Here is a 26,285-nt window from a genome sequence, read left to right on the forward strand (position 1 = left end):
GCGCGCGCTCAGTGCGAGGTTCCCCGCCCGATCTGGTCGAGCAGGAACGACGTGGCCGAAGCCTCCGCATCGGCGGGCGCGGCCGGTGCCCCGTCGCCGGCCAGGCGGCTGCATTCGTCGATGATCAGGCGCATGTCGCGGTTCAGCGGCGGATTCTCCTCGTTCACCGCGATCCCTTCGGTCAGCTCGCGGATCGCCTCGCCGAAATGATCCTGGATCAGGTGCCGCAGCCCCCGGACGAAATGCGCGAGATAATGATCGGACGGCAGCGTATCGAGCGGCTCCCAGGTGGCGAGCGCACGCGCCGCCTCGCCCGAGGTCAGCTCGAAGAAGCCGAGCTGGAAACGGGCCAGGGCAAAGTCCGGCGCCAGGGCGACGGCGCGGCTCAGCGCCGCGTGCGCCTCGATCGGCCGGCCCGATCCGGCGAGCATCGAGCCGCGCAGGAAGTGGAGCCGGGCATCGTCGGGATAGGCTTCGATCAGCCGCTCGGCGAGGCCGAGCTCGTCCGGCGTGCCCGCATGCATCGCGGCGAGCAGCTGCGCCATCTCCTCGTCACTGCAAAGCGTCATGTCCGTCTCCATCAACGATATCCTATCCGTGTCCGCAGCTTCGCCAGTGCATGGGCGTGGAGCTGCGAGACCCGCCCCTTGGACAGATCGAGCAACTGCGCGATCTGCGAGAAGCTTACGCCGTTCTCATAGTGCTGGCGAATGATCGCTGCCTCGCGCTCGGGCAAGCGATCGATCTCGCGGTCGAGCTGGGCGTTGAGCTGGCGCCATGCCAGGCTCTCATAGGCATTGGGGCGCCGGTCGATCCCGTCCTCGGGCTCCACCAGGCCGGTTCCCTCCAGCATCAGGCCGATCGCGAGCCCGGCGGCGAGGTCGGCGAGCGCGTCGAGCGGATCGGCCGGGCCGGCCTCCGCCGCGATCGAGCGGAGCCGCTCGGTCTCGATCCGGCGGCGATAGCTATATTGCGCGTCGCTCTCGTTCATCCGGGCGGCGCCATCCGCGATGCTGCCGATGATCCGGCGCCGCGCGAAGGCGCCGAAGGGAATGCCGCGCAACGGATCGTACCGGTCGATCGCGACCAGCAGCCCCTCATAGGCGAACTGCTCCATGTCGTTCAGCTCGACGCCGTTGCGCGGCCGCGCGCGCAGCTGGCGCCGGGCAATGGCGCGCGCCAGCGAGCGATACTGCGTGAATATCTGCTCCCGGCACCTGAACTCGCGCTCGAAGCGGAATCGCCGCCACAGCGACGCTTCCACCCGCGGGGGCACCAGCAACAGGCCGAGCCCCGAGGAGGTGCCGCGCCGGCGCTGCTTCATCTGAAGCTTCCCAGCACGCCCTGCAGGATCAGCCCCCAGCCGTCGATCAGGACGAACATGAGGATCTTGATCGGCAGCGAGATCGTCGATGGCGGGACCATCATCATGCCGAGCGCGAGCAGGATCGAGGCGACGACAAGGTCGATCAGCAGGAACGGCAGCAGGATGACGAAGCCGATGGTGAAGGAAACGCGCAATTCATTGAGAATGAACGCCGGCGTCAGCTTGAGCAGGTCCACCTGCTCGGGCCGGTCGGGCACGGGCGTCTTGGCGATCGCATAGATCGCCTCGATGTCGCCGTCGCGGGTCTGGGCGAGCATGAAGTTGCGCAGCGGCCCGCTGCCCTTCTCGATCGCCTGCTCGACAGAGACGCTGCCGGCCATCAGCGGCTTGAGCGCCTGGCTGTTCACCGCAGTCAATGTCGGCCCCATGGTGAACGCGGTCAGGAACAGCGCAAGGCTGATCAGCACCGGGTTGGGCGGCGTCTCGGGCATGCCGAAGGCGTGGCGGACCATCGCCAGCACCACGACGATGCGCACGAAGCTGGTCATGCTGATGAAGATCGCCGGGGCGACGGCCAGCAGCGTGAGCAGCAGCATGGTGCGCACCAGGTCGGTGCTCATGCCGGGGCCATTGGCGGCGAATGCAGCGGCAGGAGTGAGCAGCGCGGCGGCCAGCAGGCCGGCCCGGGCGGCGCGGACAGGGCGCATCAGCCGGCCTCCCCCTCCGCGCCTGCCGGCTCCGCCGAAGCGGGGGCCGGCGCCGGAACCGCGCATTCGCTCTCGCGCAGCAGGAGCTGTTGCTGCTGTGCGCACAGGACGAGATATTCGCGGCCGTCGCAGCGCAACAGGCAGACATCGGCATATTGGCTGACGCGGCGCGTTTCGAGCACCTCCACCCGCCGCTGTGCCGGCAGCGCGGCGACCAACCCGCGCAAGCGCGGGAGCGCGATCCGCCCGCCGCCACGCTTGAGCGCCAGGGCAGCCAGCGCCGCGAGCATCAGGCAGAGGAGCAGCGCCATCACGATCCGGGTGAGCGAAAGGTTCAGGCTCCCGCCGCCGCCCAGCCGCCCCGGCTGCGCAAGGGCGACGGGGGCATGAACCAGAAACACCGCCAGGCCCGCCCATGCCGCGGTCAATCGGGCCATTGCGCGATCTCGGTGAGGCGCACGCCGAACTTCTCGCCCACCGCGACCAGTTCTCCCCGCGCCACCGCGACGCCGTTGAGGCGCAGCTCGACCGGCGTGTTGAGCTGCGCGTCGAGCGTCACCACCGCACCGGCGGCGAGGCCGGTCAGATCGGCCACGGTCATCGGGGCGCCCCCCAGAAACGCCTCGAGCTGGACGCCGACATTCTCGATCAGCTTGCTGCTGATGCGTGCCGGTGCCGGCCGCTCGGGCCTGGCTGTGACGGGCTGGGTCTCGGCGGGCAGGATGTCACTCGGTTCGGTCACGGGATCACTCATCGGGTTGGAGCTTCTACGATCTCGAGCGCGGGGCCGCGCTCGCCTTCGACCACCGCGCAGCGACCACGTGCCAGCGGCACGCCGTCCACCGCGAGCGGCAGGATGTCGTCGGTCGCCCGGTCGAGCACGAGCACATCGCCGCAGCCGAGCCCGGCGAGCTCGGCAACGGTGATGCGGCTGCGGCCGAGCAGCGCGGAAAGCGACACGGGGATATCGGCCAGCGCCGCCCTGCCGGAACCGAGGGGCGCACCGATCGCCGGTTCGGGCAGCGCTTCGCGGACGAAGCGCGCGAAAACGGGCGCCGACAGCTCGATCTGGAGCGTCAGCCCGCGCGTGGCGGTGACGATCTCGAGCCGATGCACCGGCCCCTCGCCGCGCCCGGCTTCCGACTGGTGCCAGACCGGCCGGCCCAGCGCGAGGCACTGGACGAGGCGGGACTTGAGGCCGTCGAGGCAGTCCTTGCCCAATGCCTCGAGCAGCGCCTGATCATGCGCATTGCGCTGGCCCGCCGCGGCCGGAACGCCAAGGACCATCGCGCCCAGTGCCATCGCTCCCGCCGGCGGCAGGCCGATCGCCAGGCCTTCGTCGCAGCTGTGCCACACCGCCTTGCGCAACTCGCCGCGCGGCGCCGCGATGCGCGCGAGCGCCCCGGCGACGCGCATCGGCTCGCCCGCGAACCATTCGCCCGACCAGCTCTCGATCATGTCGGCAAGCGCGCGCTGGGCCGCGGGCGGCGTCGCCGCACCGTCGGGCAGCCAGAGTCGGAAGGGAAGCGTCATCCCTGCCCCCGGATGCCGAAGAGCTGCTGGATCATGTCGTTCGAGACGCTGACGATCTGCGACGAGGCCTGGAAGCCGCGCTGGATCAGGATCAGGTCGCCGAACTGCTTGGAAAGGTCGACATTCGATGCCTCGAGCTGCTTGGCCTTGACCAGGCCCACCCTGGGATCGTCGCTCGCGAGATACATGCGCTCGCCGCTGCCGCTATAGGTGAACAGCCCACCATCCTTCTCGATCAGCGACTGGGTGTCGCGGAAGTCCGCGAGCGCGACCGCGCCGAGATCGAGCTTCTGCTCGTTCGAATAGGCGAGCTCGAGATGGCCGGTGGCATTGACCGTCACCGTGGTGAGCGCGCCCACGCCATGCCCGTCGATCGAGGAAGCGCGCAGGTTGGAAACGTCGCCCGAGGAATAGGACTGCACCGCCGAGAAATCCAAGGTCACCTTGAAGTTGTTGGTGGTATCCTCGACCTCGATCTTGGCGGTGCTGGGATCGACGACGCTGCCGATGAACTTCAGGTTCTTGGTCGCGACACTGCCCTTCTCGTCACTGATCTTGACGGTCCATTCGCCGGCGACCGTGCCCTTCTCGAACTTCGCGCTCCATTTGTGCGAGCCGCCCTTGGCGTCGTAGACAACCATGTCGTTGATCGTGACCGCGTTGACGGCGGTGTTCGACAGATTGTCGGTGAAGGTGATCGTGGTGCTGCCGAGCGGCGCGCTGGTGCGCTTCTGGTCGATCGAGAGGCTCACCGGCCGGCCGGAGGAGTCGAGCGTCGCCAGCCGGTAATTGGTGCCCGAAAGGACGATGAACCCCTTGTTGTCCACCTCGAAGCTGCCGGTGCGCGCATAGAGCATCTTGTCGCCGTCCATCAGGACGAGGAAGCCGCCGCCGTCGATCGCCAGGTCGAGATCGCGACCGGTCTGCCGCAACTGGCCGGCGCTCAGATCGAGCCGGCTCTGGCCGATGCCCACGCCGTTGCCGCCGCCATTGCTGTCGGTGTCGTGCGAGAGCCCGCCCTGGCTGCCGCTGCCATAATAGTTCTGGAACGTCACCGTCGAGCCCCGGAAGCCCGAGGTGTTGAGGTTGGTCACGTTGTTGCTGACCTGCTCGAGCCCGCGGGAATAGGCGTTGAGACCACTGAGGCCGATATAGATGGCACCGAACATGGCTTAGTTCCCCTTCCTGACTTGCGAGATGCTGGCGATCGCGAGGTTGCTGATCGTGCGATTGTCCGCCGTCTTGATCGTGATCCGCGGCGTGCCGTTGTCGAAGGTGACCGCAGTCACCGTGCCCGTCAGCGTGGTCGCGCCCGCCGGCACGTCGACCATGGTGCCGAGAAGGCCGGTCGCCTGGCTGGTCGCCTGGGCCGAAACCAGCAGCTCGAGCCGGTCGTTCATCGTCTGGCTCTGCTGGATCTGCGAGAATTGCGCGAGCTGCGAGACGAACTCGAAATTGTCCATCGGCTTCAGCGGATCCTGATACGTCAGCTGGGTCAGGATGATCTTGAGCAGCGCATCGAAGCCGAGGCCGAAGGCATCGGTCGCCGCGCTGGCGGTGCTGGCGTTCTGCTGGGTGCCGTTGGCGGCACTCACCGGCGCGGTCTGCGCGATCATCGTTCACTCTCCCGTAGCGGCATGGCGTTGATCTGGATGCGGGCGGCGGAAAGGCCGTGGCGGCCGAGCAGCGCCGCGATCTCGTCGCGCAGCCGATGGCGTTCCGCCTCGTCCAACCCCTCGACGCGCGCGGCAATCTGAAGCCCGCTCTCGAGCTCGCGCAGCGCCACGTGCAGCGCAGAACGGGCGGCGGATGGCGCGCGATGGGCCCGGCGCTGCGCCGAGGCGACCGGATCGGCGGCGGCGCCATATTCCTCGATCGCCGGCGGCGGCGCGGCCATGGCGCGCCCCATCGGCTCGGCCGGGACGACCGCCGGGGCGGCCCCGGCGGCACGCATCGCCGGCCGGGGCGACGCGCCCGGCCGCGCCGCCGCGCCGGATTCCCGGCGCCCCCCCGATACGATTTCCCGATCCAGGCCCGCAGCCAAATCCTCCGGAACGGCGCCTGGAACCGGCGCGCGCATCGCATCCCCTTGCCCAAGCGCCACCGCCTGGCCCGGAGTCTCGCCCGCATGGCCGAAAAAGCCGTTCTGGTTGAACATCCGCGCGCGCGGGGCGAGCGCCTGCTGCGCCGGCCCAGCGCCCGAAGCATCGGGAGCGAGCAGCGAAACCTCCGGCGCAGCCAGGGAAGGCATTTCGCCAGGCACCGCCGCCCCGTCCGCCAGCGCGCCACCGGCGCCGAGCAGCTGTGCGAACAGGTCGCTCGGCGCCTGTCCGTGCTGCTGGTCGGCGGAGTCGCCCCGCCCCTCGGGCGGCATGGGGCCGGTATGCGGGAGAGGTCCAATCATGCTCGCCTCCAGTTCGAAGCCATGCGATCCGCCAGCACGTCGAGCGCGCGTTCGTCGCGATCGCGGCGCCGCGCCCGGCGGCTGGTGTCGAGCGCGCGGTCGGCAAGCCGGCAATGCGCATCGCCATCATGCCAGGTCCGCTCCGCGGCCACGCACGCCTCGGCCATCTGCGCGCGATGCGCCTGCGCGGCCGCGCTCGCCTGGCCCTGCTCGACAAGCTCGGCGGCGAGCGCATGGGCGAAATCCGGCGCGAAGTCCGCGCTGCCCAGATGCGCGTCCCAGGCACGCGCGGCCATTGCCGTGCGCTCGTCCGCCCGCCGCGACGCGTCCGCGGCCTCTTCCTCGCGCACCTGCGCCGCGGCCAGCTCCTGATGCGCCGCCATGCGCTGCGCGACACGAAGCGCGGCGATGTCGGCAAGCGCGCGATGGGCCCGGCGGTCATGCATGGCCGCCGCTCCCGATCGCCATGCCCAGGCCGGCGAGCGTGTCGGCGAACGCCGAATTCTCGCCCTGCCCCTGGCGCAGGAACGCCATCAGCTTCGCCCGCATCGCGATCGCCTGGTCGATCTCGGCATTGGCGCCTCCCTTGTAGACGCCGCTCTCGATCATCACCCGCGCCTCGTCATAGACGCCGAGCTGAGTGACGGCGGTGCGCGCCGCCGCGGCGTGCTGGCGCTCCATCAGCCGCGCGGCCTGGCGGCTGATGCTGCGCGACACATCGATCGCCGGAAAATGCCCGCGCTCCGCCAGCGTGCGCGACAGCACGACATGGCCGTCGAGCAGCGACTTCATCACTTCGACGATCGGGTCGTCGACATCGTCGGTCTCGCTCAGCACGGTCATCACGGCGGTGATCGCGCCGCGTCCGGTGGCGCCGCAGCGCTCGACCAGCCGCGGCAGGGCCGCGAAGACATTCGGCGTATAGGCGCGCACCGTCGGCGGCTCGCCGGCGGCAAGGCCGATCTCGCGCAGCGCCATGGCAAGACGCGTGACCGAATCCACCACCAGCAGCACATGCTCGCCGCGATCGCGCCAATGCTCGGCCAGGCACAGCGCGACATTGGCCGCACGGGCGCGCAGCGCCGCGGTCTCGTCGGAGGTCGCGGCGACCAGAGTGAAGCGCGCCGCATCGGCACGCGCGGAGAGCGTGCGCCAGATCGCCTCGACTTCGCGCCCGCGCTCGCCGACCAGGCACAGCACCACCCGGTCGCATTCGATCTGCCCGGCGAGCTGCTCGAGCAGGCTCGTCTTGCCCACGCCCGCCGCGGCGAAGATGCCGACGCGCTGCCCCTCGCCGAGCGTCAGCAGCCCGTCGATCGCGCGCAGCCCGGTCTTCACCATGCGTCGCGGCGCCGCGCGCTCGAGCGGGCGCGGCACCGATCCGGCCAGCGCCGCCCGGCCCTGGACGGCGATTTCCCCCAGGCCGTCGAACGGCCGCCCGAACCCATCGATCGCCCGCCCGGCGAACCCGTCTCCCACCGCCGCCGAGCTGCCGCCGGGCAGCGCCGTCACCCGCGCGCCCGGGCGCACCCGGCGGTTCTGCTCGAGCGGCACCAGGATCAGCCCGGCTTCGTCCACCGCGGCGACTTCGACGCGCACGACGCCGCCCTCGCCGGCGACATCGCAAAGATCGCCCACGGTGCAGGCCGGACCGGTCGCCTCGAAATGGCCATGCGCGACCTTGCGCACGAAGCCGACCGGGCGGACCAGCTCCAGATCGCCCAGCCGCCGCAGGAAGGGATGGGCGGTCATCCGGCCATCTCGGCGAGCAGGGCCGACAGCGCCTGCCACTGCGTGTCCATGTCGAGATCGATCTGGCCCAGCCGGCATTCGATCCGGCTGGCGCCGGCACGCAGCGCGCGGTCGGTCTCGATGCGCACCCCTTCCGCGCCAAGCCCGGCCGAGAGCGCGGCGAGCGCGTCGATGTCAGGAAAGTCCTCTGGACTCAAATGGATAGCGATCACGCTCGATCGACGCAGGGCAGCGAGCTGGCGCGCGATCATCGCCTCGACCAGAGCGGACCGGTCCTCGCTATCGGCGAACATCCTGGCGAGCGCGGCGCGGGCGAGTTCCGGGGCGAGCCGGTCGAGCGCGCCCAGCCGCTCGCCCAGGTCGGCGCGGGCCCGCTCCAGCCCCTGGCGCAGCGCGGCGATCCCGTCGGCCTCGCGCCGCTCGGCCTGCGCCAGCCCTTCCTGCCGGCCCTCCTCGCGCGCCACCGCCACCGCGCGCTTCGCCGCCGCCTCGTCCTCGGCGCGCTGGCGCTGGAGCCGCTCCAGCTCGGCGACCAGCCGGGCCTGCTCGATGTCGCGCGGATCCGGCGCCGGCATCTCGCGCGCTTCGGCGGGCGGACGCGCGCCGCCGACGAAGCTGCGCACCGCGATCCCGGCGTCGGACTTGATGAGCATGGTCACGGCAGCTTGCCGCGCGGGCGGAGCAGGCCGCCCATCGTCTGGGCGAGCGACGCGCCGCGGCCCGGCTCGGGGCGCGCGGCGCCCTTCCCCGCCGGCATCAGGAACGCATCGAGGGCGCGCCGCCCCGCCACGGTGAGCCCGGCATCGCGCGCCTCGAGCCGCGCGGCGATATCGGCGGAATAGGGAGAGGCCGGTTCCACCGGGCCGCCAGCGACGGCGGCGAGCCGGGCGCGGACGCGGCGGCGCTCCTCGGCGCCCAGCCTTGCGAGCACGGCCCTGCGATCGGCGGCCGGCATCTCGCGCAATGCTTCGATCAGAATGTCGAGCCGGGCCTCAGGCAGCAGCATCGCCGGCCTCCTCCGTCATGTTGAGCTGGCGGCGGAGCCGCTGCGCAAAGGCCTCCTGCTCCTCGCCACTCATCCGGCTGCCCGGCGCGCGGAAACGCCAGACCAGCATCGCCGCGATCGCCACACCGGCAACCAGCCAGAGCCACACCGGCGGCCAGGCGAAGCCGAAGCCCTGGGCCGGCAGCGGCGCGGCGGCGGCGGGCGCGCCTGCCGCCGCATGGCTGGGCTGCGCGATCGGCGGGGAGGACAGCGACCGGTCGATCGGCCCGGTCTCGAACGACAGGCTGTCGCCGGCCTGGTCGTCCAGCCCGGTCGCCTGGACGATGGCGTTGCGCGCGACCTGCTGGTCCTCGGAATTGATCGGCGCTTCGCTGATGAACAGGATGCGCATGCGGAAGTTGCGCGCCGCCCCCTCGCCCGAAGGCGTCCAGCCGGCGGCGGGCGCCGTCGCCGGATCGGAACCGGCCGGGCCGTTCGGCAGCAGCAGGACCCGCAGGGCAAAGCGCACGCCCGGCATCTGCCGCTCCACCGCGCCGCGCGCCCGGGCACGATAATAATTCTCGATCGCGCCGCGTTCCTCGATATCGGCGGGACGCTCAAGGCCGGCACCGCCCTCGATCGCCGGCGCGGGACTGATCACATGGCCGGCGGCATCGAGCACCACCACCTTGCTCTCGGGCAGATCGGGGACCGCGGCGGCAACCAGCTGCTGGATGCCGGAGACGCGCGCCGGGTCGGCCGTCTGGCCCGGCTTCATCGTCACCGTCACCGCGGCCTTGGGATCGACCCGGTCGCCACGGAAGAGCGCCTTTTCGGGCAGCGCGAGATGGACACGCGCAGTCTCCACGCCGTCCATCGCCGTGATGGTGCGGACCAGCTCGCCCTGAAGCGCGCGCTGATAATTGATCTTCTGCGCGAAGTTGGTGAGCCCCATGTCGGACTTGTTGAACAGCTCGAAGCCGATCTGGCCGCGCGCCGCCGCGTCCGACCCGGCGATCGCGACGCGAGTGGCATCGGCCTGCCCCTCCGGCACCAGGATCGTCGCGCCGCCGTCGCGCAGGCGATAGGCCACGCCGCGCTTGTCGAGCTCGGCGACGATCGCGGAGGCATCGGTCGGCCGCAGCCCCTGGGCGAGCACGACATAGTCGGTGCGCAGGAACAGGAAATAGCCGGTGGCGAGCAGCAGCAGGACGAGCCCGAGGACGCCGCCCAACAGGTACAGCTGGCCACGGGGAGCGGCGGGAGCGGGAACGGGGTTTTCCATCGGAGATCAGCCGGTCAGAGAGGCATGTTCATGATTTCGCGATAGCCCTCGACGATCCGCGAACGGACCTGCATCGCGAGTTCCACCGAAAGCCGGGCCTGCTCCAGCGCCATGGTGACCTGGTGCACCGGCACCGAATCATCGACCGTGAACTGCTGGACGAGCTTGTCCGCCGTGGCGATCTTCTGATCGACGCCGCGCAACCCGCTCATCAGCACCTCGCCGAAGCCGGCGCCCCCGGCGGGCTGGGCGACCGTCCCGGTCGCCTCGCCCAGGCGCAGCGCGAGCGGCGCCGCATCCGTGCTGCCGATCGCCGCGATCCCCTCGACCCCGGTCACGACTGCTTGCCCAGTTCGGCGGCGCGCGAATACATTTGCTGCGCGATGCTCATCGCCGTGAGATTGGCCTCATAGGCGCGCGAGGTCTTGATCAGCAGCGTCATCTCGGATGCGTGATCGACATCGGGATAGGTGACGAAGCCATCGGCATCGGCATGCGGATGGCCGGGTTCGTAGACTCGCCGCGTCCCCGCCGCCATCGGCTCGACGCCGAGCACCTCGACGCCGCCGGGCGTCTTGTCGTCCGCGCGCACCAGATGCGCGAAATCGACCTGCGGCCCCGACAACAGGCGCAGCGGGTGGAAAGGCTGGCCGGAGGCGGTGCGGCTCGTGTTGATGTTGGCCAGGTTCTGCGCGATCACCTGGAGGCGCTGCCACTCGACGTCCAGGCCGGTGCGGCTGATGGCGATGGCATCCATCTCAGCGGCCTCCCGAAACGATGGTGCGGGCAAGCTCCATCTGGCGGCCGAGGATCGAGAGCAGCGCGCCATAGCGCATCGCCGTCTGCGAGGCATTGGCGATCTCCAGGTCGAGCCGCATCTCGCTGGCGATGCGCGGCGTCGGCACGAGCTCCACCTTGGGCTCGACGCCCGCGATCGCGCCGCCGCCCTGCGTCGCCGCGCTGCGCAGGCTGTCCTCGAAAGTGACGCGGATCGGCCGGTAGTTGGGCGAGTTCGCGTTGGCGATGTTCTGCGCCGTCGCCTGGTAGCGCGCGGTAAGCCCGTCGAGCGCCTTGGCGATCAGCGCCGTCGAAATACTCTCCATGTCCCCCCCCTTTTTCACGCTACTGAACGATGATCTCCGCGTGCAGCGCGCCCGCGGTCTTGATTGCCTGGAGGATGCTGATCATGCGCCGCGTATCGACATGCGCGCGCGACAACGCCTGGACGAGATCGGCGACCGAAGTGTTGGGAAAGCGGAACGACTGGTCTCCCACCCCTTGCGCCACCTCGAGCTTGGTGTTGGTGACGATCAGGCTGCTGACGTCGCTGGCGAAGCCGCCATAGAAGCCGCCGGGCTGCGACGCGCTGCGCTCGCCGGTCACCGTCACCTTGATGTCGCCCTGCGCGATCGCGACGCTCGAGATCATCACGTCGCCGCCGGCCACCACCGTGCCGGTGCGCTCGTTGATCACGATGCGCGGCGCGACGTCGGGCTCGACCCGGACATTCTCGAGCTGCGCCACGAAGCCGGTCACTTCCGTCGGCGCGCCGGCGAAGCGGATGCGGACCTCGTCGGCATTCTTCGCGAGCGCGGTGCCATGGCCGAAGCGCGCGTTGATCTGCTCGGCGATGCGCTGCGAGGTCGAGAAGCTCGGGCTGGCGAGCAGGAACCCGATCTCGTTGCCGCCGCGCAGCACCGCGGACTCCACCGGCGCCTCGATCGTGCCGCCGCCCTGGAGCACCGCGGTGGTCGGATAGTTGCGCTGCTGCTGGTTGAGATCGGCGTCGAACCGATAGCCCCCCACCAGCAGCGGCCCCTGCGCCAGCGCATAGGTGCGCTGGTCCGGCCCGAGCAGCGGCGTCATGATCAGCGTGCCGCCCGCCAGGCTGCGCGCATCGCCGATCGAGGATACGGTGACGTCGATCCGGTCGCCGACATTGGCCGAGGGCGGCAGCACCGCGGTGACCATCACCACCGCGACGTTGCGGCTGCTGAGCTGGTCCTCGGTCACGCTGGTGCCCAGGCGGCTCAGCACGTTGCGCAGCGCCTGGCGCGTCACGGCGCTGCGGCGCGTGTCGCCCGATCCCGCAAGGCCGGTGACCAGGCCATAGCCCACCAGCGCATTCTCGCGCCAGCCGTCGAACCGGCCCAGGCTCTTGAGCGGCACCGACTGGGCCATGGCGGGCGCGGCCGGCACCGCCAGGGCCAGTATCAGGGCCGCCGCCGCGCGGAGGGTTCCGACGCCGCGCATCAGCCCAGCCCCAGCAGCGAGAAGATGCGGTTGAGCAGCCCCGGCCTGGCGCTGCGCGAGACGAAGCCCTTGCCGTCATAATTGATCTGGGCATCGGCGATCCGGCTCGACAGCACGCTGTTGTCGCTGCGGATGTCCTCGGGCCGGATGCGCCCGCGCACGGCGATCAGCGTCTTCTCGCCGTTCACATGGAGGCGCTGCTCGCCGACGATGCGATAATCGCCATTGGGCAGCACCTGCTCGATCGTGACGCTGAGCTGCGCGACCAGCCGCTCGCTGCGCCGCACCTCGCCGCGCCCGGTATAGCCGCCGCCGAAGGAGAGCTGGCCGCTCTCGTTGATCGAGCCCGCATTGAGCCCGCCCGACACGTCGGTGCTCTTGCGCGTCGCATTCTGCGTGGTGTTCGAAGCCTCGGCCGCCTGCTGGACGACCACCGTGATCGCGTCGCCCACGCCGCTGGCGCGGCGGTCCGCGGCCATGGAGGACCAGTTCCCGCCCTTGTAGAGATCCTGGGCGGATGCCGGTGCCGCGAGCAGCAGCGCCGCGGCGCCGGCGGCGGTTGCCAGCCCGGGGCTCATCGCCCGCCCTCCCCGCCGGCCAGCGCGAGCGGCGCGGCGAAGACCTTGCCCTGGGCATCGCGCACGAACAGGCGCCCGCCCGAACGGCCGGACTGCATCGTGGTCACCGCGCGCTCGACCGTCACCGGGCCGGCCGCCGAGCGCAGCGTGAGCGGGGTTCCCTTGCCGATCGCGTCCCGCGGAAGCGCCGCCAGCCGCCCGAGATAGGCGCCCGCCGGCAGCGCGGCGCGCGCCACCGCCAGCCCGCCCCGATCGTAGCGCAGCGCCGCCGGCCGCGCGTCACGGCATGCGGTCGCGATCACGTCTCCCGCCGTGACGGCGGCGCCCGCCGGAATCGCGGCGGCGGCGGCGAAGCAGCCGCCATGGCTGCGCGCCGGCGCGGCCGCGAACGCGGCGCGGATCCGGACCGTCTCTCCCGCCGGGGCCGCCACGCGCAGCCCGGGCACCCGGCGGCGCACCAGCGCGGCGAGATCGCGCGCCGGCAGGACGAGCGCCGACGCGCCGCGCGGCAGCCGGGCGACCACCAGGTCGGCGATGCGCGCCGGCAGCGCCCCGTCGCGCGCCGCGACCAGATCGCCGACGCGCAGCTGCGCCGAGCGCACCTCGACCACCGGCCTGAGCGCGACATCCGTGCCGCCGCCCCCGGCCGCGGCGGCGACGAGCGCCACCCCCATGACGATCCCCCCCGCCATGGTGCTAGCGCCGAAGGCCGTTCGCGATGCCCATGAGCTGATCGGCGGCCTGGACGATCTGGGCATTGGCGGCATAGGCGCGCTGGACGAGCATGAGCCGCACCATCTCGTCGGTCAGCGCGACGTTCGACTGCTCGATCGAACCCTGGACAAGCATCCCCGTGCCGTCTTCCCCGGGCACCGCTTCGCTGAGCGCGCCGGCGTCGTCGACCCGGTAGAGCCCCCCATCGAGCCGCGAGACCGCCGACGGATCGTTGACGCGGACGAGCTGGATCTGCCCGAGCTCGACCGGATCGGCGCTGTCCGGCACCCGCGCGCGCACCACGCCGTCCTTGCCGATCTCGATCGCGCTGGCGTCGCCCGGCACCGTGATCGCGGCGCGCAGCGCGATGCCGTGGCTGCTCGCCAGCTGGCCGTCGTCATTCACCTTGAGCGCGCCGCCGCGCCACAACAGCGTCTGGCCGCCCGGCCCCATCAGCTCGATGAAGCCCTGGCCGTCGATCGCCACGTCGAGCTGCTGGCCGGTCCGCTCCAGCTGGCCCTGCTCGTTCAGCATGAACTGGGTATCGAGCATCACCCCCGCGACTTCCACGGGAAGCGGGCGCAGGTCGGGCGTCGCCACGTCCTGCGGGCGGCTGGCGACCACGTCCGAGAAACGCAGCTGGGCGCGCTTGAACGCCGGGGTGTTCACATTGGCGATGTTGTTGGCGATGCCGTCCAGCGCGCGCTGCTGCGTCTGGAGGCCCACCGCTCCCACATAGAAGGCGTCGCTCATCGCGTCTGGCCCAGGCTGGAGATCGCGCGGCCGATCAGATCGTCATAGACCTGCACCAGGCGGGCGCCGCCTTCCGACTGGCGCAGCGCGGTCATCATCGCGACCATCTCGTCGCCCATCTCGACATTCGAGCTTTCGACCATGCCCTGGCGGATCACCGGCCCGCCGACAATGTCCATCGCCCCCGCCCCGGCCGAGAAATAGGATTCGCCCACCGGCGTCAGCGCCTGCGGATCCTCGGCGGCGAACAGCTCGATCCGCGCGACCGGGCGACCGCCCTCGATCACCGTGCCGTCCTGCTGGACAGTGGCGGCCTGGCCATCGAGCATCAGGTCCCCGCCACCCTGCTGCTGCAGCACATAGCCCTGCGGCGAGACCAGCGTGCCGTCCGCCGCGAGCTTGAACTGGCCCTGGCGCGAATAGACCAGGCGATCGCCGGCGCGGAGCTGGAAGAACCCGTCGCCGCTGATCGCGAGATCGAACGGATTGCGGGTCTCGGTGAGCTTGCCCTGCGCGAAGTTGCGGCGGACCGCGACCTCGGGAAGCGGCCGAAGGTCGCTCGGCGAAGCCTGGAGAAGCTGCGAGAACCCTATCTGCCGCTTGAAGCCCGGCGTCGAAACATTGGCGACATTGTGCGCCGCCACTTCAAGCTTTCTTTCAGACGCACTAAGAATAGCCGTCGCCGCATCGACGAGACCCGACATACCGCCCCCCGGTTACTGTCTCGATATGAGACAGATCCGGACTTTCTCCGTCAAGTGGCGGCATGAAAGAAATATTTCAGTATGTTGCATCCACGGCACAACCACGGAAATAGCACGATTCGCGACAAATTGGCAGCAACGCCGCCATTCTTCTTCGCCAATCCACAATAGACCGAATCGACTTACATCCATTCCGGTCTATTTTCTTTGAAACCGGCGCCGGGCACCTGCTCCAGGCCATGCCGGCGACCTCGCGCACGCCATCGTGCCCGGCATCGGTACTGCCGGACGCCCCGTCGCGCGGGCCATTCATGTCGCTTGCGGCGGGGCCGGCCCCGCCTGCGCGAAGGGTCAGTCGGGGATGCGCACGCCCGAGATGCGCGCGCCGGCCGGCAGGCCGCGCGCCTGGCGAATGAGATCCACGCTCACCGACCAATAGACTTCCATGTCGATCAGCTCGAGATTGGCGGTCGTATCCTGTCCGCCGAGGAACAGCGGGCGGACATAGCCGACGCACTGGTTCGCCCGCGGTGCCGGCTTGCCGCTCCCGCGCCAATTCTCGAAGAACTCGTCGGCCAGCGCGGCATCCGGCGCATCGACCAGTTCCTCGTCATGGAAGGTGAGGATGTTGCACGGGATCTCGAGCGCCGAGGCCGTGCCCGGCTCGAACATCATCACGCCGTCGCGGCCCTGGATGCTCGACTTGCTGGTGGTCGCGAAGATCCGCCCCAGCCAGTCGCTTCCGAACACCGTCAGGGTGCCGGCGAAATCGGGAAAGCCTTCCTCGACCATCGCATTGTAGCTGGGCAGCTGGATGGGATCGAACACCCGGTAGATGCCGCCGTTGAACGAGACGCCGCCGAACCGCTCGAACAGTTCGGCAAGCGCATCGTCGCTCGGGCGGACCGGCAGCGGAACCGGAGGCCGATCGAAATCCGGAGAGAATGTTTCGGTGAAATCCTCGAACACCTGCTACCTCACAATCCTAATGCACGATCCTGATTCCGGAAACCTTCGTACCGGATGGGACTCCGCGCAATTGCCGGCCGATCTGCGCCCCGAGGCTCCTGTTCACGCTCAGGTCCAGCGGTCGCATGTTCGATATAATATCGGCGCCTCCCAGCTGTAAATCGATGATATGGTCCACATCCGCGCCAGCGGGAATGGCATTGCCGGCCTGGCGGTAGCGCGATGCCGCCGAAGTGCCGCTGCGCACCGAAGGCGTCACGCGCAGCTCCGCCCCGTTGAGGGCATTCACCTTTTCGAGCGCGGCGGCGCGCTGCTCGGCATTCCATCCCTTCTTCATCTTGACGGTCAGCTCGATGGCTTCCTCGGCCTTGGCCACCGCGCGCGCGGCCTCGGCACCGCGCACGCCCATCGCGGCCGCCCGGGTGCCGCGGATCGCCGTGGTCACCAGGTTCGAGCTGCCGAGCGTCGCGACGGTCAGGCCGACCTCGCCCACGGCGAGCAGGCCCCAGCCCGCGGCGGCCCAGTAATTGCCCGACTGATAGGCCTCCCAGGCGGACTTGCCGCTGCCATAGCCGGGAACGATGACCTGCGCGGCGACGTCCGCCACCTGACCGACGGTGATCCCGTCGCCATTGCCGGCCTGCCCGCCCTGGCCGGCGGGCGTGGTGAGCGGCGAGATCTGCGGCACGATGTCGGCGCCGACGCTGAGCTTGATGCCCAGCCCCGGGATCTCGACCGTGCCGCCGGTGTAGACATAGGTGTCCCCGCCGTTCGACATGAAGCGCGTCGCGCCGCCGCTATGCTCGAACGCCGCCCAGAAGCTGGTGACGCCGGCCGCGTTTCCGGTGAAGTCGATGTTGATGCCGGGCGTGTTGGCGACCGCGACGCCGTCCTTCGCCAGCCAGGCCGGCAGGCTCGTCTTGATATACTGGTGATGATCGTCGTCATTGACGATCGGCACGTCCGGACCGGCGCGCAGCTTCGGCTTGCCGTCGTCGGGCACCGCCTCGCCCCGCCGCGCCGCTTCGCCCCGCTCGCGCATGGCCGCCAGGTCGCCGCGGACCACCAGGCCATTGTCGGTCAGGTCGAAGGTGATGCCATATTGCTTATAGGCCTCGAGGTCCTGCGGCGTTCGGTTGGCGAGCCATTCCGCCCCCGCGGTGCGAACCGCGTTGACGGGCTTGGGCTGCTCGGGCGCCTTCATCGTGGCGCCGCGCAGCATCAGGTCGCTGAGCGCCTGTCCGATGACATCGGGTATCCCGGCGACGAGATTGTCGCCGAAGCTCGTCCCCTCGATCGCGCTGCGGGTCGCCGCGCTCGCCACCATGCCGGCGGCGCTCTGGCCGAGATGGGCGAAGTGGTTGCCGATGCTGGTGTCGCCGATGGTCGTCACCGCGCCGCCGGCATTCTTGATGTCGGTGAACGATTTGGCGCCGAACAGCTTGCCGGCTTCGAAGCTGGCCATCGCGCCGACCCCGGCCGCGGCCACCCCGGCCCAGCTGAACTTGTCCTGCAGTCCAGTGACGACGCCGATGCCCTGGCTGACAAGGCTGCTCGCCGCCGAGGTGACGCCGGCGCGGATCACGCCGCTCTTGATACCGTCGAAGATCCCGCTGCCACCGATGCCGGCGCTGACGCCGCCGCCGATCGCGGCAAGGCCCACGGCCTTCCAGCTGAACTTCTCCTGGATGCCGGTGGCGACGCCGATGCCCTGGCTGACGATCGAGCCGACCGCCGCCGCGCCGGCGCCGATCGCGATGGCGCCGCCCAGGCCGATGCCCGCCGTGGTGGCGAGCGTCCCGCCGAGCACCGCGGAGATGCCGGCGCCGATCGACGAGATCGAGGGAGCCAGCGCGGCCGCCGCGGCACCGGCCGTCACCACGGTGACTGCAATCGCGACTACCGCGAGCAGCACCATGCCGATCACGCCGCACTTGTTCTTCTTGCCGCCCGCCTGGGGCTGCGGCGTCGACGGCGTGACGTCGCCGATCGCCTCGCCCGGATTGTACGGCTTGAAGCCGGTCGCGTTGTAGCTGCTCTTGATGACTCCGCTCGGCAGGGTCAGCGTGCGGCCCTCGGCCAGCGCGGTCGCGCCGCTGATGCCATTGGCGTCGGCGATGCGATACCACAGGCTGGAATCGCCCCACATCGCCAGCGCGATGCCCTGCAGCGTGTCGCCGGCACGGACGGTATAGCTGCCGGCCGCCGATCCCTGGCCGTAGCTGTTGATCGGATCGTAGCTGTTGGCGAAATCGGCGTAGGAAGTGCCGTAGCTCGAACCGTTGCGGAAGGCCCCCGGCGTGGTGGGCGAGACGGTCTGCCGTTCGCCGATCGACTGCACGGTCGATACGTCGCTGGTGCCGTTGTTGCCGACATAGCCGAGCTGGCGGCCGTTGAAGCGGTACCATATCTCGTGCGGATCGCCGTTCGACCAGTTATAGTCCTGCTCGTCGCGGCGGATGATCTGCCCGTCGCCATTGAGCTTGAAGTTGACGTTGCGGGCGCGCGCGTCGCCGACATAGAGCGAAGTCAGCTGCCCGAGGCCGTTATAGTAGAAGGTCGTGTAATAGGTGGTCGACTGGCCAGTGTTCGGCTTGTGCGCGATCTGCGACTGCACCGCCCCGTCCCACCAGGCGAAGCTGTTGGTGGTCAGCGTGTCGGGTGCGTTGGCATTGTTGTTGTCGCGATAGTTTATCGTCGAGACGCTGATCGCCGCGCCGAGCGCATAGTTCGTGCCATAGCCATAGTCGTAATAGGTGTACGACTGATAGGTGTGGCCGTCATACTTCTTGGTCGAGCTGTTCTCGTAGGTGATCTGGCCCTTGTTGTTGTAGCTCGCATAGCGGCTATAGGCGATGGTCGAGCCGTTCGCCTCATAGTCGGTCTGCGAGGTCTGGTGCCCCATCAGGTCATAGTAGAAGCGTGAGCGCAGCGTGCCGGTCGAAGGTGCCGCGGGGATGGTGCCCGGCGGCGTCGCGACACCGGTGTTATAGTCGTAATCCTCGGTGACGTAGCCGCCCATCGAGGTCCGGATCTCGAACACGCGGCCGGCGCTGTCGTAGATATAGTTCTCGCGGCTCTCGTAATAGCTGCCGGGGTAGTAATAGCCCCACTCGTAATCATAATAGCCCGGCGAATATTCGGTGCGCATCACGGCGATGCGCTGGCCGGCGAGATCGTACAATATGTCCTGCCCGCCACCGGTGCCGTACACCGCCTCGCCGCGGACGATCTGCCCGCCGCGCAACGTGCCCTTGTCGGTGACGACGCGGTTCATGCTGTCGAAGCGGAACCAATAGTCGTTCGTCGTGGTGTAGGACGAGACATTGCCCTGATAGTCGAGCGTCCGATAGGTCGCGGTGGTGCGGCGGACATTGCCGTTCGCGTCATATTCATAGGCGAGGTTCGCCGCGGGCAGCGTCGCCGTGCCCGCCTCGACAAAGGTCTTCAGGCGGCCGAGCGCGTCATAGGTCGCGGTGGAGTTCTGGAGCGTCGCCGAAGTGGTGTAATAGCTCTCGTCGACCCAATAGCTGTTGGTGACGTACCCGTAATAGGGGTCGTACTCCTCGTACCAATAGCCCGGCTGGTAATAGCCCGCTTCCTCGACGGTCTGCTCGGTGAGGCGCTGGCCGAGCTTGTCGTAGCTGTAGGTCGAGACGGTGCGCGCCCAGGTGGAGTTCGCCACCGGATAGGGCGTGCCGAGAATCGTCGAGCCGAGCTGGCCGGTGTTGAGATAGGTATAGGTCGTATACACGCCGCCCGTGCCCGACTGGTAGAGCCGGCCGGCGACGTCATAGCTGTAGGACCAGACATGGCCGCCAAGATCGGTCTTGGCGGTGGTCCGGTTGAAGATGTCCTTGCTCTCGACGAGCGTCCGGCCATTGGCGTGGGTCGTGACCTGGGTCCAGCCGCCGAAGGTGCCGAGCCCGCTGGTCGAGATGCCGCCGTTCCAGGCATAGGAGAAGCTGGTCAGGTCGCCGCCGAACGCGAGCTGGCTGGTGACCCGGCCGAGCGAGTCATATTCGGTCAGCGCCTTTTCGGGCGTGTAGCCGATGATCGGCGTGTAATATTCCCAATGGCCCCCGCCGCCATAATAGCCGCCATAGGGATCATAGGGATCCTCGACCCAATAGGCTTCCTCGGGGCCGTAGACCGGGTTCTGATACAGGTTGTTCCAGGCCTGGATGCGCTGGCCCAGCCCGTCATAGGCGAAATTCTCGACCAGGCCGCCATAATGCGCGACGGTCGTGACGCGGCCCATCGCGTCATAGTCCTGGGTCGTCACCCGGCCGATCTGATCGGTGACGCGGCGGACATCGCCATGGATGTCATAGGCATTGGCGATCTTGCCGCCATCGGCCGCGAAGCTGGTCGCGATCAGCGCCGCGCCCGTGCCATAGCCGGTGCCGGCCAGGAAGGTTCGCGTCGAGAGATTGCTGTTCGCGTCGCGGCTGCCGATCAGGCGGCCGCTCAGGTCGTAATAATAATATTCGGTCGGGCGGACATATTGCTGGCCGCCATTCTCCAGCGTGATCCAGACGGCCGGGCTCTCGCTTTTGATCAGCTTGCCCATGGCATTGTAGCTATAGTCGAGCGTGGCGCCGAGCGCGTTGGTCTCGCTCACCACTTCGAGGAAGGCGTTGTAGGCCCGGCTGGTGACGAACTGGTCGCTCGCCGAGGCGCTGAGCTGCCGCCCCTCCTCCACCACCTGCACCGCCAGGTTGCGCTTGTCGTAGCTGGTATAGGTGGCGTTGACCGTCGCCAGGCCGACCAGCGACAGCGCGCCGGCGAAGGACTGGCCGGCCAGGCTGGTGCCCGCCGAGGTGATGACGACGGTCTGGTTGCCGTTGCGATCGTAGCCGAAGAACTTCCACACGCCGTCGCCGGCATTGGTGGCGGTCAGCCGCCCGCCATTGTCATACTGGTTCTCGGTCTGCCACAGGCCGTTGACGCCGTTCTTCCAGACCTCGCCATAGCCGGTATATTGGGTCTGGCTATAGTCCAGCATCGCATAGCCGCTGCCGTTCCAGGTCGCGACGCCCTGGAAGACCTTGCGCCCGGCCAGGTCGTAGCGCGTGGCGATCGCATCGGTCACGGCGCCGCCGGCCGCGGTCGTCCGGCTATAGCTCTCCCGCTTCACCCGGCCGGCCGCGTCATAGGCATAATAGCGCGTGAAGCCCGATGCGTCGGTCATGCTGCCCAGGCGGCCGCCAGCGCCATAGCTGTAGGTCGTGACCCGGGTCGGCGCGTTGGTCGCCCCGGACTGGATCGAGCGCGAGAGATTGCCGAGCCCGTCATAGAGATACTGGGTGGTCGGCGAGACCCATTGGCCGTTGAAGTCGACAAAGCCTGCGCGGGTCTCCACCGCCAGGCGGCCGGCCCCGTCATAGCTGTAGTTGGTCTGGTCTCCGGTCGCCTCGATCTTGCGGACCACCTGGCCCAGGCCGTTGTAGAGATACTGGATCGTCGCGGTGCCGGTGACCGAGGTCAGCGCGCCGTTGCTCGCGTTGATCGCATAGGCCTCGACCGAGAGCCGCGATTCCGAAATGCGGTTGCCGTTGCGGTCATAGCCATATTGGGTGACCCGGTCGGTGCCCGCCGTCGCCACCGCCGGCGCCCCGGCGACCGACGCGGTCCCGGTGAAGCGGGTCGCGTAGCGGCGCTCGCTGGTGACGTTGCTGTCCGGATCATAGGCCCAGTTGGTGAGATAGCCCTGGGCATCCATCTGGCCGGTCTTGCGGCCGAGCAGGTCGTACCAGCTGAAGGTCTCGCCGCCATTGGGATCGGTGACCTTCTGGAGGTTGCCGTTCGCGTCATAGGCATAATAGGTGACGAGATCGACGGCGGCATAGCCGCTCGCATAATTGCCCGAGACCACGCCGGCGACCTTGCTCCAGGTCAGGCGATCGAGCGCGTCATAGTTGAAGAAGGTCTCGCGATAGCCGCCCGCGGGCGGTGACGGCGGCGCGGTGCCGACGCTGCCCGGCAGCGCGATCGAGCCCGCATAGGCGCGGCTGCTCTTGAGGTTGCCATTGGCGTCGTAGCTGTAGCTCGAATAGCTGTTCTCGCTCGCCGAGGTCTGGCGGATCTCGACCTTCTTGCGGTTGAGCGCGTCGTAATAGAGCAGGGTCCGCGCGCCCGAGGCGTCGATCCTCTCCTTGACGTTGCCGCGCGCATCGTAGCGGATCGTCTCGACCGGCGCGACCGTCGTCACCGTCACCAGATCGTCGGCGATCACGCCCACGGCATCGCCGCGGCTCTCGATCAGCCGGTCGTTCTTGTCATAGCTGTAGGTGGTGGTGCGGCGATAGGCGAGATTGTCCGCCTCCACCTTCTTGGTGCGATTGCCGCGCGCATCATATTCGAAGCGGTTGACGACCACCGAGCCGGTGAGGTTGCCGGCCGCGTCATAGGTCGCCATCGGCAGCGTCTCGGTGAGCAGCTGGCCGAGCTTGTCATAGCTATAGGTGGTCGCGGCGCCGGCGACGGCGCTGTCGGTGGCCGACTTGGCCGTCACCGAGAGGCGGTTGCCGAAGGCGTCGTAGCTATAGGTCTCGAAGAAGCCCATCGCGTCGGTGGCGCGCGTCGTCCGCCCGAGCTTGTCGTAGAGGAACGACGTGACCGAATCCTCGCCGGCGTTCGCCGCCACCGACGGCGGCGTCGCCATCACGGCGCCGCCGCTCACCTGGTTGAAGCGGCGCGTGAGCGTCGCGATCTCGCCGAACACGGTGAACTGGGTTTCGGTCAGATAATCGCCGGCGTCACGCACATGCGTCACCCGGCCGAGCCTGTCGTACCAGCGATAGGTAACGCCATTGCCCGGATTGGTGACCTTCCAGGCCTCGCCGAACGCGTTGTACTCATAGCTGGTCGTGCCGCCGAGCGCGTTGGTCTCGACCTTCAGCTGGCCGAGCTTGTCGTAGCTGTAGCTGGTCAGGTTCCCGTTCGGGTCCCACATCTGGACGCGGTTGCCGAGCCCGTCATAGGCATAGGTGGTGGTGGACGCTTCCGCCGTGTTCCAGCCGCGCATCTCGGTGACGACCCGGCCGGCGGCGTCATAGCCATAGACGGTGACCGCCTGATCGCTGGTGCCATAGGCGTCGTAGCGCGCGTTGAGCCTGCCCGTCGCGGTATAGTCGTACAGCGTGACGACGCCGAGCGGGTCGGTCTCGGTGTAGAGCTTGCCGTCCGGATGATAGGCGAAGCTGCGCGCGGCATAGTCGCCGGCACCCGCCGTCGCCGCATCGACCTGGCCGATCGTCGTCGCGTTCGAGACGCTGATCTTGTTGTTCCAGACGACGCTGCCGGTGACCTTGCCCGAGGCGCTGTAGTCGGTGCGCGAGACATAACCCTCGGCATCGACGACGTAGCGCGCCTCGCCGCGCGCGGTGTACCAGGTGCGGGTGATCCGGTCGGCCGCGCCGCCGGCATTGTTGCCCGACCAGCCGTTCATCGCGGCGACGGCGGGCAACGACCCGCTGACATATTTCGCGCCATATTCGACCGAGCGGATCACCTGGCCGCTGCTGTCGTAGCTCAGCCCGGTGACGCCGCCATCGGCATCGATCGAATAGGCCAGCCGCCCGGCCGCGTCATAGACCGACCAGCTCGTACGGTTGCCGGCATTGCCCGCCATCGCGGCGGTCAGCGCCTTGACATTGTCATAGGTATAGTCGCCCGTCGCGGCCATGGCGGCGGCGAAGCGCACCACGCTCGTCCGCAGCCCCGCCGCGTCATAGTCATAGGCGACGACCTGGTTGAGCCCGTCGACCGCATAGCGCAGCAGCCCCTGGCCGTCATAGACGTAGCGCGTCACCCGGTCGCTGGCCGAAGTGCCGACGCTGGCGACCAGGTCGTTGAAGCTGCCCGCGGCGCGCAGCCCGGCGGCCGCGGCATTGTACGACGCGATCTCCGCGACCTTGATGCCCGCCTTGTCATAGACGTTGCGGACCAGGAATCCCTCGCCGTCGAGCGTGCCGAGCATGCGGCCGTCGCGATCGTAGAAGGCGCGAGTCACCGCCGCGGTCGCGGTCGGCGCGGGAATGTCGGTGAGCAGTGGCGGCGTGGTCTTGAAGCCGGCGATCTGCCCCGCCGTCAGCTTGACCGCATAGGCGGTGGTGGCGACCAGATGGCCGGCCTTGTCATAGGCCATGGTCGCGACGCTGCCGTCGCCCGCGATCGAGGCAACGACCTGGCCGAGCTTGTCATAGACCGACCAGCTCCACAGGTCCGCGCCGCTCGCGGCGGGACGGATCGCGCCCGGCTCGAACACGCTGTCCGGATTCTGGAGGATGGCGAGCTGGCCGGCGGTCAGCCGGGTCGCATAGCGGGTGGTCGCCACGATCTTGTTGTTCGCGTCGTAGCGATACTCGGTCATGTCGCCATAGTGATTGACCTCGGCGATCAGGCGGCCGCTCTTGTCATAGGCGTAGTAGCGATTGAGGCCGACCGGATCGGTCGCGATGCGCAGCCGCCCGAGCTTGTCGTACTGATTTGCCGCGGTGCCGCCAGCGACATAGCTGCCGCTATCGGCCTGGCTGATCAGGTCGCCGGCCTTGTTGTAGGTGGTGACCGTCACATAGCCCGAGGCGAGCGTGACCGTGGTGGTGGTCGCCGTGTCGTTGAAGACGAAGCTGGTGGTGCCGCCATTGACGTCGGTCGACGCGGTCAGGCGCCCCATCCCGTCATACAGGAAGCTCTCGGAGACCTGCCCTTCCTGGCTGCGCGAGAGCAGGCGGCCGGACTGGTCATAGGTGTAATAGGTGCGGCTCGCACCCTCCGCCGTGGATTCCGCGCCGGCCGCGTTCGCGATCCCGAAGCTGCGGGTCGAGGTCATGTTCCCGCGCGCGTCATAGGTGTTGAGCGTGATCTTGGTCGACGACCGATCCGCCAGGCCGTTGCGCCACGCATCCATCGTCGCTTCGCTGAGCGCGCCGGAACCGATCGCATAGCTGTGCTCGGGATATTCGACGGTATATTGGACCTCGCCCGCCGCCGTGTACCGATATTCGGTAACATAGCCTTCGCCGCTGACGACGTAGCGCAGATGGTTCTCCGCGTCATAGGCGTAGCGCGTGGTGACGCTCACCGCCGCGCCGCCGGCATCGGAGGCGGTATGCGTCTCCGTCAGCAGTTCGTTCCGGCTGCCATAGGTGCGCGTGACGACATTGCCGGCACGGTCCGTCGCCGTAAGGAGGTTGCCGTTGCCGTCATAGGTATAGCTCGCCGCATTGCCGGAGGCGTCGGTGGTGCTGATAAGGTCGCCATTGGCGTTGTAGCCGAACTGCACCACCTGCTGCGCGGCCCCGCTCGAGGCGGGCGGCGCGGTGATCTTGGTGAGGTTGCCGGCCGCGTCATAGTCGAGCCGGGTCACTTGCCCGGTGGCGTCGGTGATCGTGGTATAGCCGGCATAGTAAGCGAGCGTCGTCACCCGGTTGACGCCCGAGCTGGCGAGCTGGGTCAGCGTGGCGACGCGGCCCGATCCGTCATAGGTGACGGTCAGGCTCGAGCCGTCCTTCTGGGTGATGCTGTTGACCCGCCCGGCGCCGTCATAGCCATAGCTCGTCCAATAGGAATCGGCATCGCTGGGCAGGGCATTGTCGGCCGGGGTGAGATCGGTGCGGACCTTGGTCAGCTGCGAGCCGCTATATTCGTACCAGACGCGCGACAGCGTCTTGGAGAGGCCCGTCGCGAGATCGGTATAGCCGGTGGTGACCTTGGTGATGTTGTAGCCGGACCAGCTATATTGCACCCAGGCGCCGTCGGCGGTGGTCGCCTTGTCGAGCTTGTCGCCGACATAGGTGTAGGTGATCGCGTTGAGATCGGTATCGCCTTCCCAGACGATGCGGCCGCCGTTCAACTCGTCATATTTCTCGACGCGCTGGGTGGCGCCATCGGTCCAGATCCACTGGCTGCCCGACTTGACGATCAGGTCATAGGCGCCCGCGCCCTCCTTGGAGACATAGGCCGAGCGCGTGGCATCCCAGGTGTAGATCGTCTCGCTGCCGTCGGCCGAGACGCGGCGCACGGTCGTCCCCGAGACCGCCGTCACGCGCCGGTCGGTGCTCTGGCGCCATTTGTCGTTATTGTCGTCGTCGGCGGTCGCCTGGCTGTTGAAGGCCCGGCCGATCGCCACATCGGGGCCGCGGCCGACGAGATATTCGTCCTGGCGCGAGATCAGCAGGTTGCCGTTCGCGGCGTTGACGAGGACGTTGTCGCCCCCGCGCCCCTGCGATGCGGTGCCGAGCAGGCCCGAACCTCCCAGAACCGAGCCCGATCCACGCTCGAAGCCCGTGCCGGCACCCGTGAAGATCGCAACCAT

At 68.8% G+C, this 26,285-nt stretch carries 24 protein-coding genes; all 24 read right to left on the bottom strand.

Features of this window, described 5'->3' with window-relative positions; genetic code table 11:
• Positions 1–8: 8 nt before the first annotated feature.
• Positions 9–569 carry a hypothetical protein gene (locus tag OMP43_RS10900; RefSeq protein ID WP_280279748.1) on the bottom strand — a complete coding sequence of 187 codons (561 nt, stop codon included), beginning with the start codon at positions 567–569 and terminating at the stop codon, positions 9–11.
• An 11-nt stretch (positions 570–580) separates the two neighbouring features.
• Entirely contained in the window at positions 581–1,324 is a 744-nt protein-coding gene (locus OMP43_RS10905; protein WP_280279749.1) for a sigma-70 family RNA polymerase sigma factor, read from the bottom strand.
• Positions 1,321–2,034, bottom strand: coding sequence for a flagellar type III secretion system pore protein FliP (fliP, locus tag OMP43_RS10910; protein ID WP_280279750.1), 714 nt, complete (start codon positions 2,032–2,034; stop codon positions 1,321–1,323). Before fliP ends, OMP43_RS10905 begins: the two co-directional genes overlap by 4 nt.
• Positions 2,034–2,471: a hypothetical protein gene (locus OMP43_RS10915; protein ID WP_280279751.1), complete on the bottom strand. Its 438-nt coding sequence runs from the start codon at positions 2,469–2,471 to the stop codon at positions 2,034–2,036. Before OMP43_RS10915 ends, fliP begins: the two co-directional genes overlap by 1 nt.
• Positions 2,459–2,776 carry a FliM/FliN family flagellar motor switch protein gene (locus OMP43_RS10920; protein ID WP_280279752.1) on the bottom strand — a complete coding sequence of 106 codons (318 nt, stop codon included), beginning with the start codon at positions 2,774–2,776 and terminating at the stop codon, positions 2,459–2,461. Before OMP43_RS10920 ends, OMP43_RS10915 begins: the two co-directional genes overlap by 13 nt.
• Positions 2,777–2,784: 8 nt before the next feature.
• Positions 2,785–3,567, bottom strand: coding sequence for a FliM/FliN family flagellar motor C-terminal domain-containing protein (locus OMP43_RS10925; RefSeq protein ID WP_280279753.1), 783 nt, complete (start codon positions 3,565–3,567; stop codon positions 2,785–2,787).
• Entirely contained in the window at positions 3,564–4,736 is a 1,173-nt protein-coding gene (locus OMP43_RS10930) for a flagellar hook-basal body complex protein (RefSeq protein WP_280279754.1), read from the bottom strand. The genes OMP43_RS10925 and OMP43_RS10930 overlap by 4 nt, the downstream gene beginning before the upstream one ends.
• A 3-nt stretch (positions 4,737–4,739) precedes the next feature.
• Positions 4,740–5,183 (bottom strand): flagellar hook capping FlgD N-terminal domain-containing protein, encoded by a 444-nt coding sequence (locus tag OMP43_RS10935; RefSeq protein WP_280279755.1) that lies wholly within the window; start codon positions 5,181–5,183, stop codon positions 4,740–4,742.
• Positions 5,180–5,971, bottom strand: coding sequence for a hypothetical protein (locus OMP43_RS10940; RefSeq protein WP_280279756.1), 792 nt, complete (start codon positions 5,969–5,971; stop codon positions 5,180–5,182). Before OMP43_RS10940 ends, OMP43_RS10935 begins: the two co-directional genes overlap by 4 nt.
• Positions 5,968–6,417, bottom strand: a complete 450-nt coding sequence (locus OMP43_RS10945; RefSeq protein ID WP_280279757.1) for a hypothetical protein — start codon at positions 6,415–6,417, stop codon at positions 5,968–5,970. Before OMP43_RS10945 ends, OMP43_RS10940 begins: the two co-directional genes overlap by 4 nt.
• Complete coding sequence (locus OMP43_RS10950; protein ID WP_280279758.1) at positions 6,410–7,723, bottom strand: FliI/YscN family ATPase; 1,314 nt, start codon at positions 7,721–7,723, stop codon at positions 6,410–6,412. The genes OMP43_RS10945 and OMP43_RS10950 overlap by 8 nt, the downstream gene beginning before the upstream one ends.
• Positions 7,720–8,376, bottom strand: coding sequence for a FliH/SctL family protein (locus tag OMP43_RS10955; protein ID WP_280279807.1), 657 nt, complete (start codon positions 8,374–8,376; stop codon positions 7,720–7,722). The genes OMP43_RS10950 and OMP43_RS10955 overlap by 4 nt, the downstream gene beginning before the upstream one ends.
• A gap of 2 nt (positions 8,377–8,378) precedes the next feature.
• Positions 8,379–8,729 carry a hypothetical protein gene (locus OMP43_RS10960; protein ID WP_280279759.1) on the bottom strand — a complete coding sequence of 117 codons (351 nt, stop codon included), beginning with the start codon at positions 8,727–8,729 and terminating at the stop codon, positions 8,379–8,381.
• Positions 8,716–9,993 (bottom strand): flagellar basal-body MS-ring/collar protein FliF, encoded by a 1,278-nt coding sequence (gene fliF, locus OMP43_RS10965; RefSeq protein ID WP_280279760.1) that lies wholly within the window; start codon positions 9,991–9,993, stop codon positions 8,716–8,718. The genes OMP43_RS10960 and fliF overlap by 14 nt, the downstream gene beginning before the upstream one ends.
• Positions 9,994–10,007: 14 nt before the next feature.
• On the bottom strand, positions 10,008–10,331 hold the full coding sequence (locus tag OMP43_RS10970; RefSeq protein WP_280279761.1) for a flagellar hook-basal body complex protein FliE: 324 nt from the start codon (positions 10,329–10,331) through the stop codon (positions 10,008–10,010).
• The gene (gene flgC / locus OMP43_RS10975) at positions 10,328–10,750 is read right to left on the bottom strand and encodes a flagellar basal body rod protein FlgC (protein ID WP_280279762.1); all 423 of its coding nucleotides are present in this window, start codon (positions 10,748–10,750) and stop codon (positions 10,328–10,330) included. Before flgC ends, OMP43_RS10970 begins: the two co-directional genes overlap by 4 nt.
• Before the next feature lies 1 nt (position 10,751).
• On the bottom strand, positions 10,752–11,096 hold the full coding sequence (locus tag OMP43_RS10980) for a hypothetical protein (RefSeq protein WP_280279763.1): 345 nt from the start codon (positions 11,094–11,096) through the stop codon (positions 10,752–10,754).
• 19 nt (positions 11,097–11,115) lie between these two features.
• On the bottom strand, positions 11,116–12,246 hold the full coding sequence (locus OMP43_RS10985) for a flagellar basal body P-ring protein FlgI (RefSeq protein ID WP_280279764.1): 1,131 nt from the start codon (positions 12,244–12,246) through the stop codon (positions 11,116–11,118).
• Positions 12,246–12,824, bottom strand: coding sequence for a flagellar basal body L-ring protein FlgH (locus tag OMP43_RS10990; protein WP_280279765.1), 579 nt, complete (start codon positions 12,822–12,824; stop codon positions 12,246–12,248). Before OMP43_RS10990 ends, OMP43_RS10985 begins: the two co-directional genes overlap by 1 nt.
• Positions 12,821–13,516 carry a hypothetical protein gene (locus OMP43_RS10995; protein WP_280279766.1) on the bottom strand — a complete coding sequence of 232 codons (696 nt, stop codon included), beginning with the start codon at positions 13,514–13,516 and terminating at the stop codon, positions 12,821–12,823. The genes OMP43_RS10990 and OMP43_RS10995 overlap by 4 nt, the downstream gene beginning before the upstream one ends.
• 4 nt (positions 13,517–13,520) lie before the next feature.
• Positions 13,521–14,291, bottom strand: a complete 771-nt coding sequence (locus OMP43_RS11000; RefSeq protein WP_280279767.1) for a flagellar hook-basal body protein — start codon at positions 14,289–14,291, stop codon at positions 13,521–13,523.
• Entirely contained in the window at positions 14,288–14,995 is a 708-nt protein-coding gene (locus tag OMP43_RS11005) for a flagellar hook-basal body protein (protein WP_280279768.1), read from the bottom strand. Before OMP43_RS11005 ends, OMP43_RS11000 begins: the two co-directional genes overlap by 4 nt.
• Before the next feature lie 351 nt (positions 14,996–15,346).
• Entirely contained in the window at positions 15,347–15,964 is a 618-nt protein-coding gene (locus OMP43_RS11010) for a T6SS immunity protein Tdi1 domain-containing protein (RefSeq protein WP_280279769.1), read from the bottom strand.
• A 16-nt stretch (positions 15,965–15,980) separates the two neighbouring features.
• Positions 15,981–26,285 (bottom strand): LysM peptidoglycan-binding domain-containing protein, encoded by a 10,305-nt coding sequence (locus OMP43_RS11015; RefSeq protein ID WP_280279770.1) that lies wholly within the window; start codon positions 26,283–26,285, stop codon positions 15,981–15,983.

Origin of the sequence: Sphingomonas sp. CBMAI 2297, assembly GCF_029870595.1 — a bacterium.
In the GTDB taxonomy this organism is placed as follows: domain Bacteria; phylum Pseudomonadota; class Alphaproteobacteria; order Sphingomonadales; family Sphingomonadaceae; genus Sphingomonas.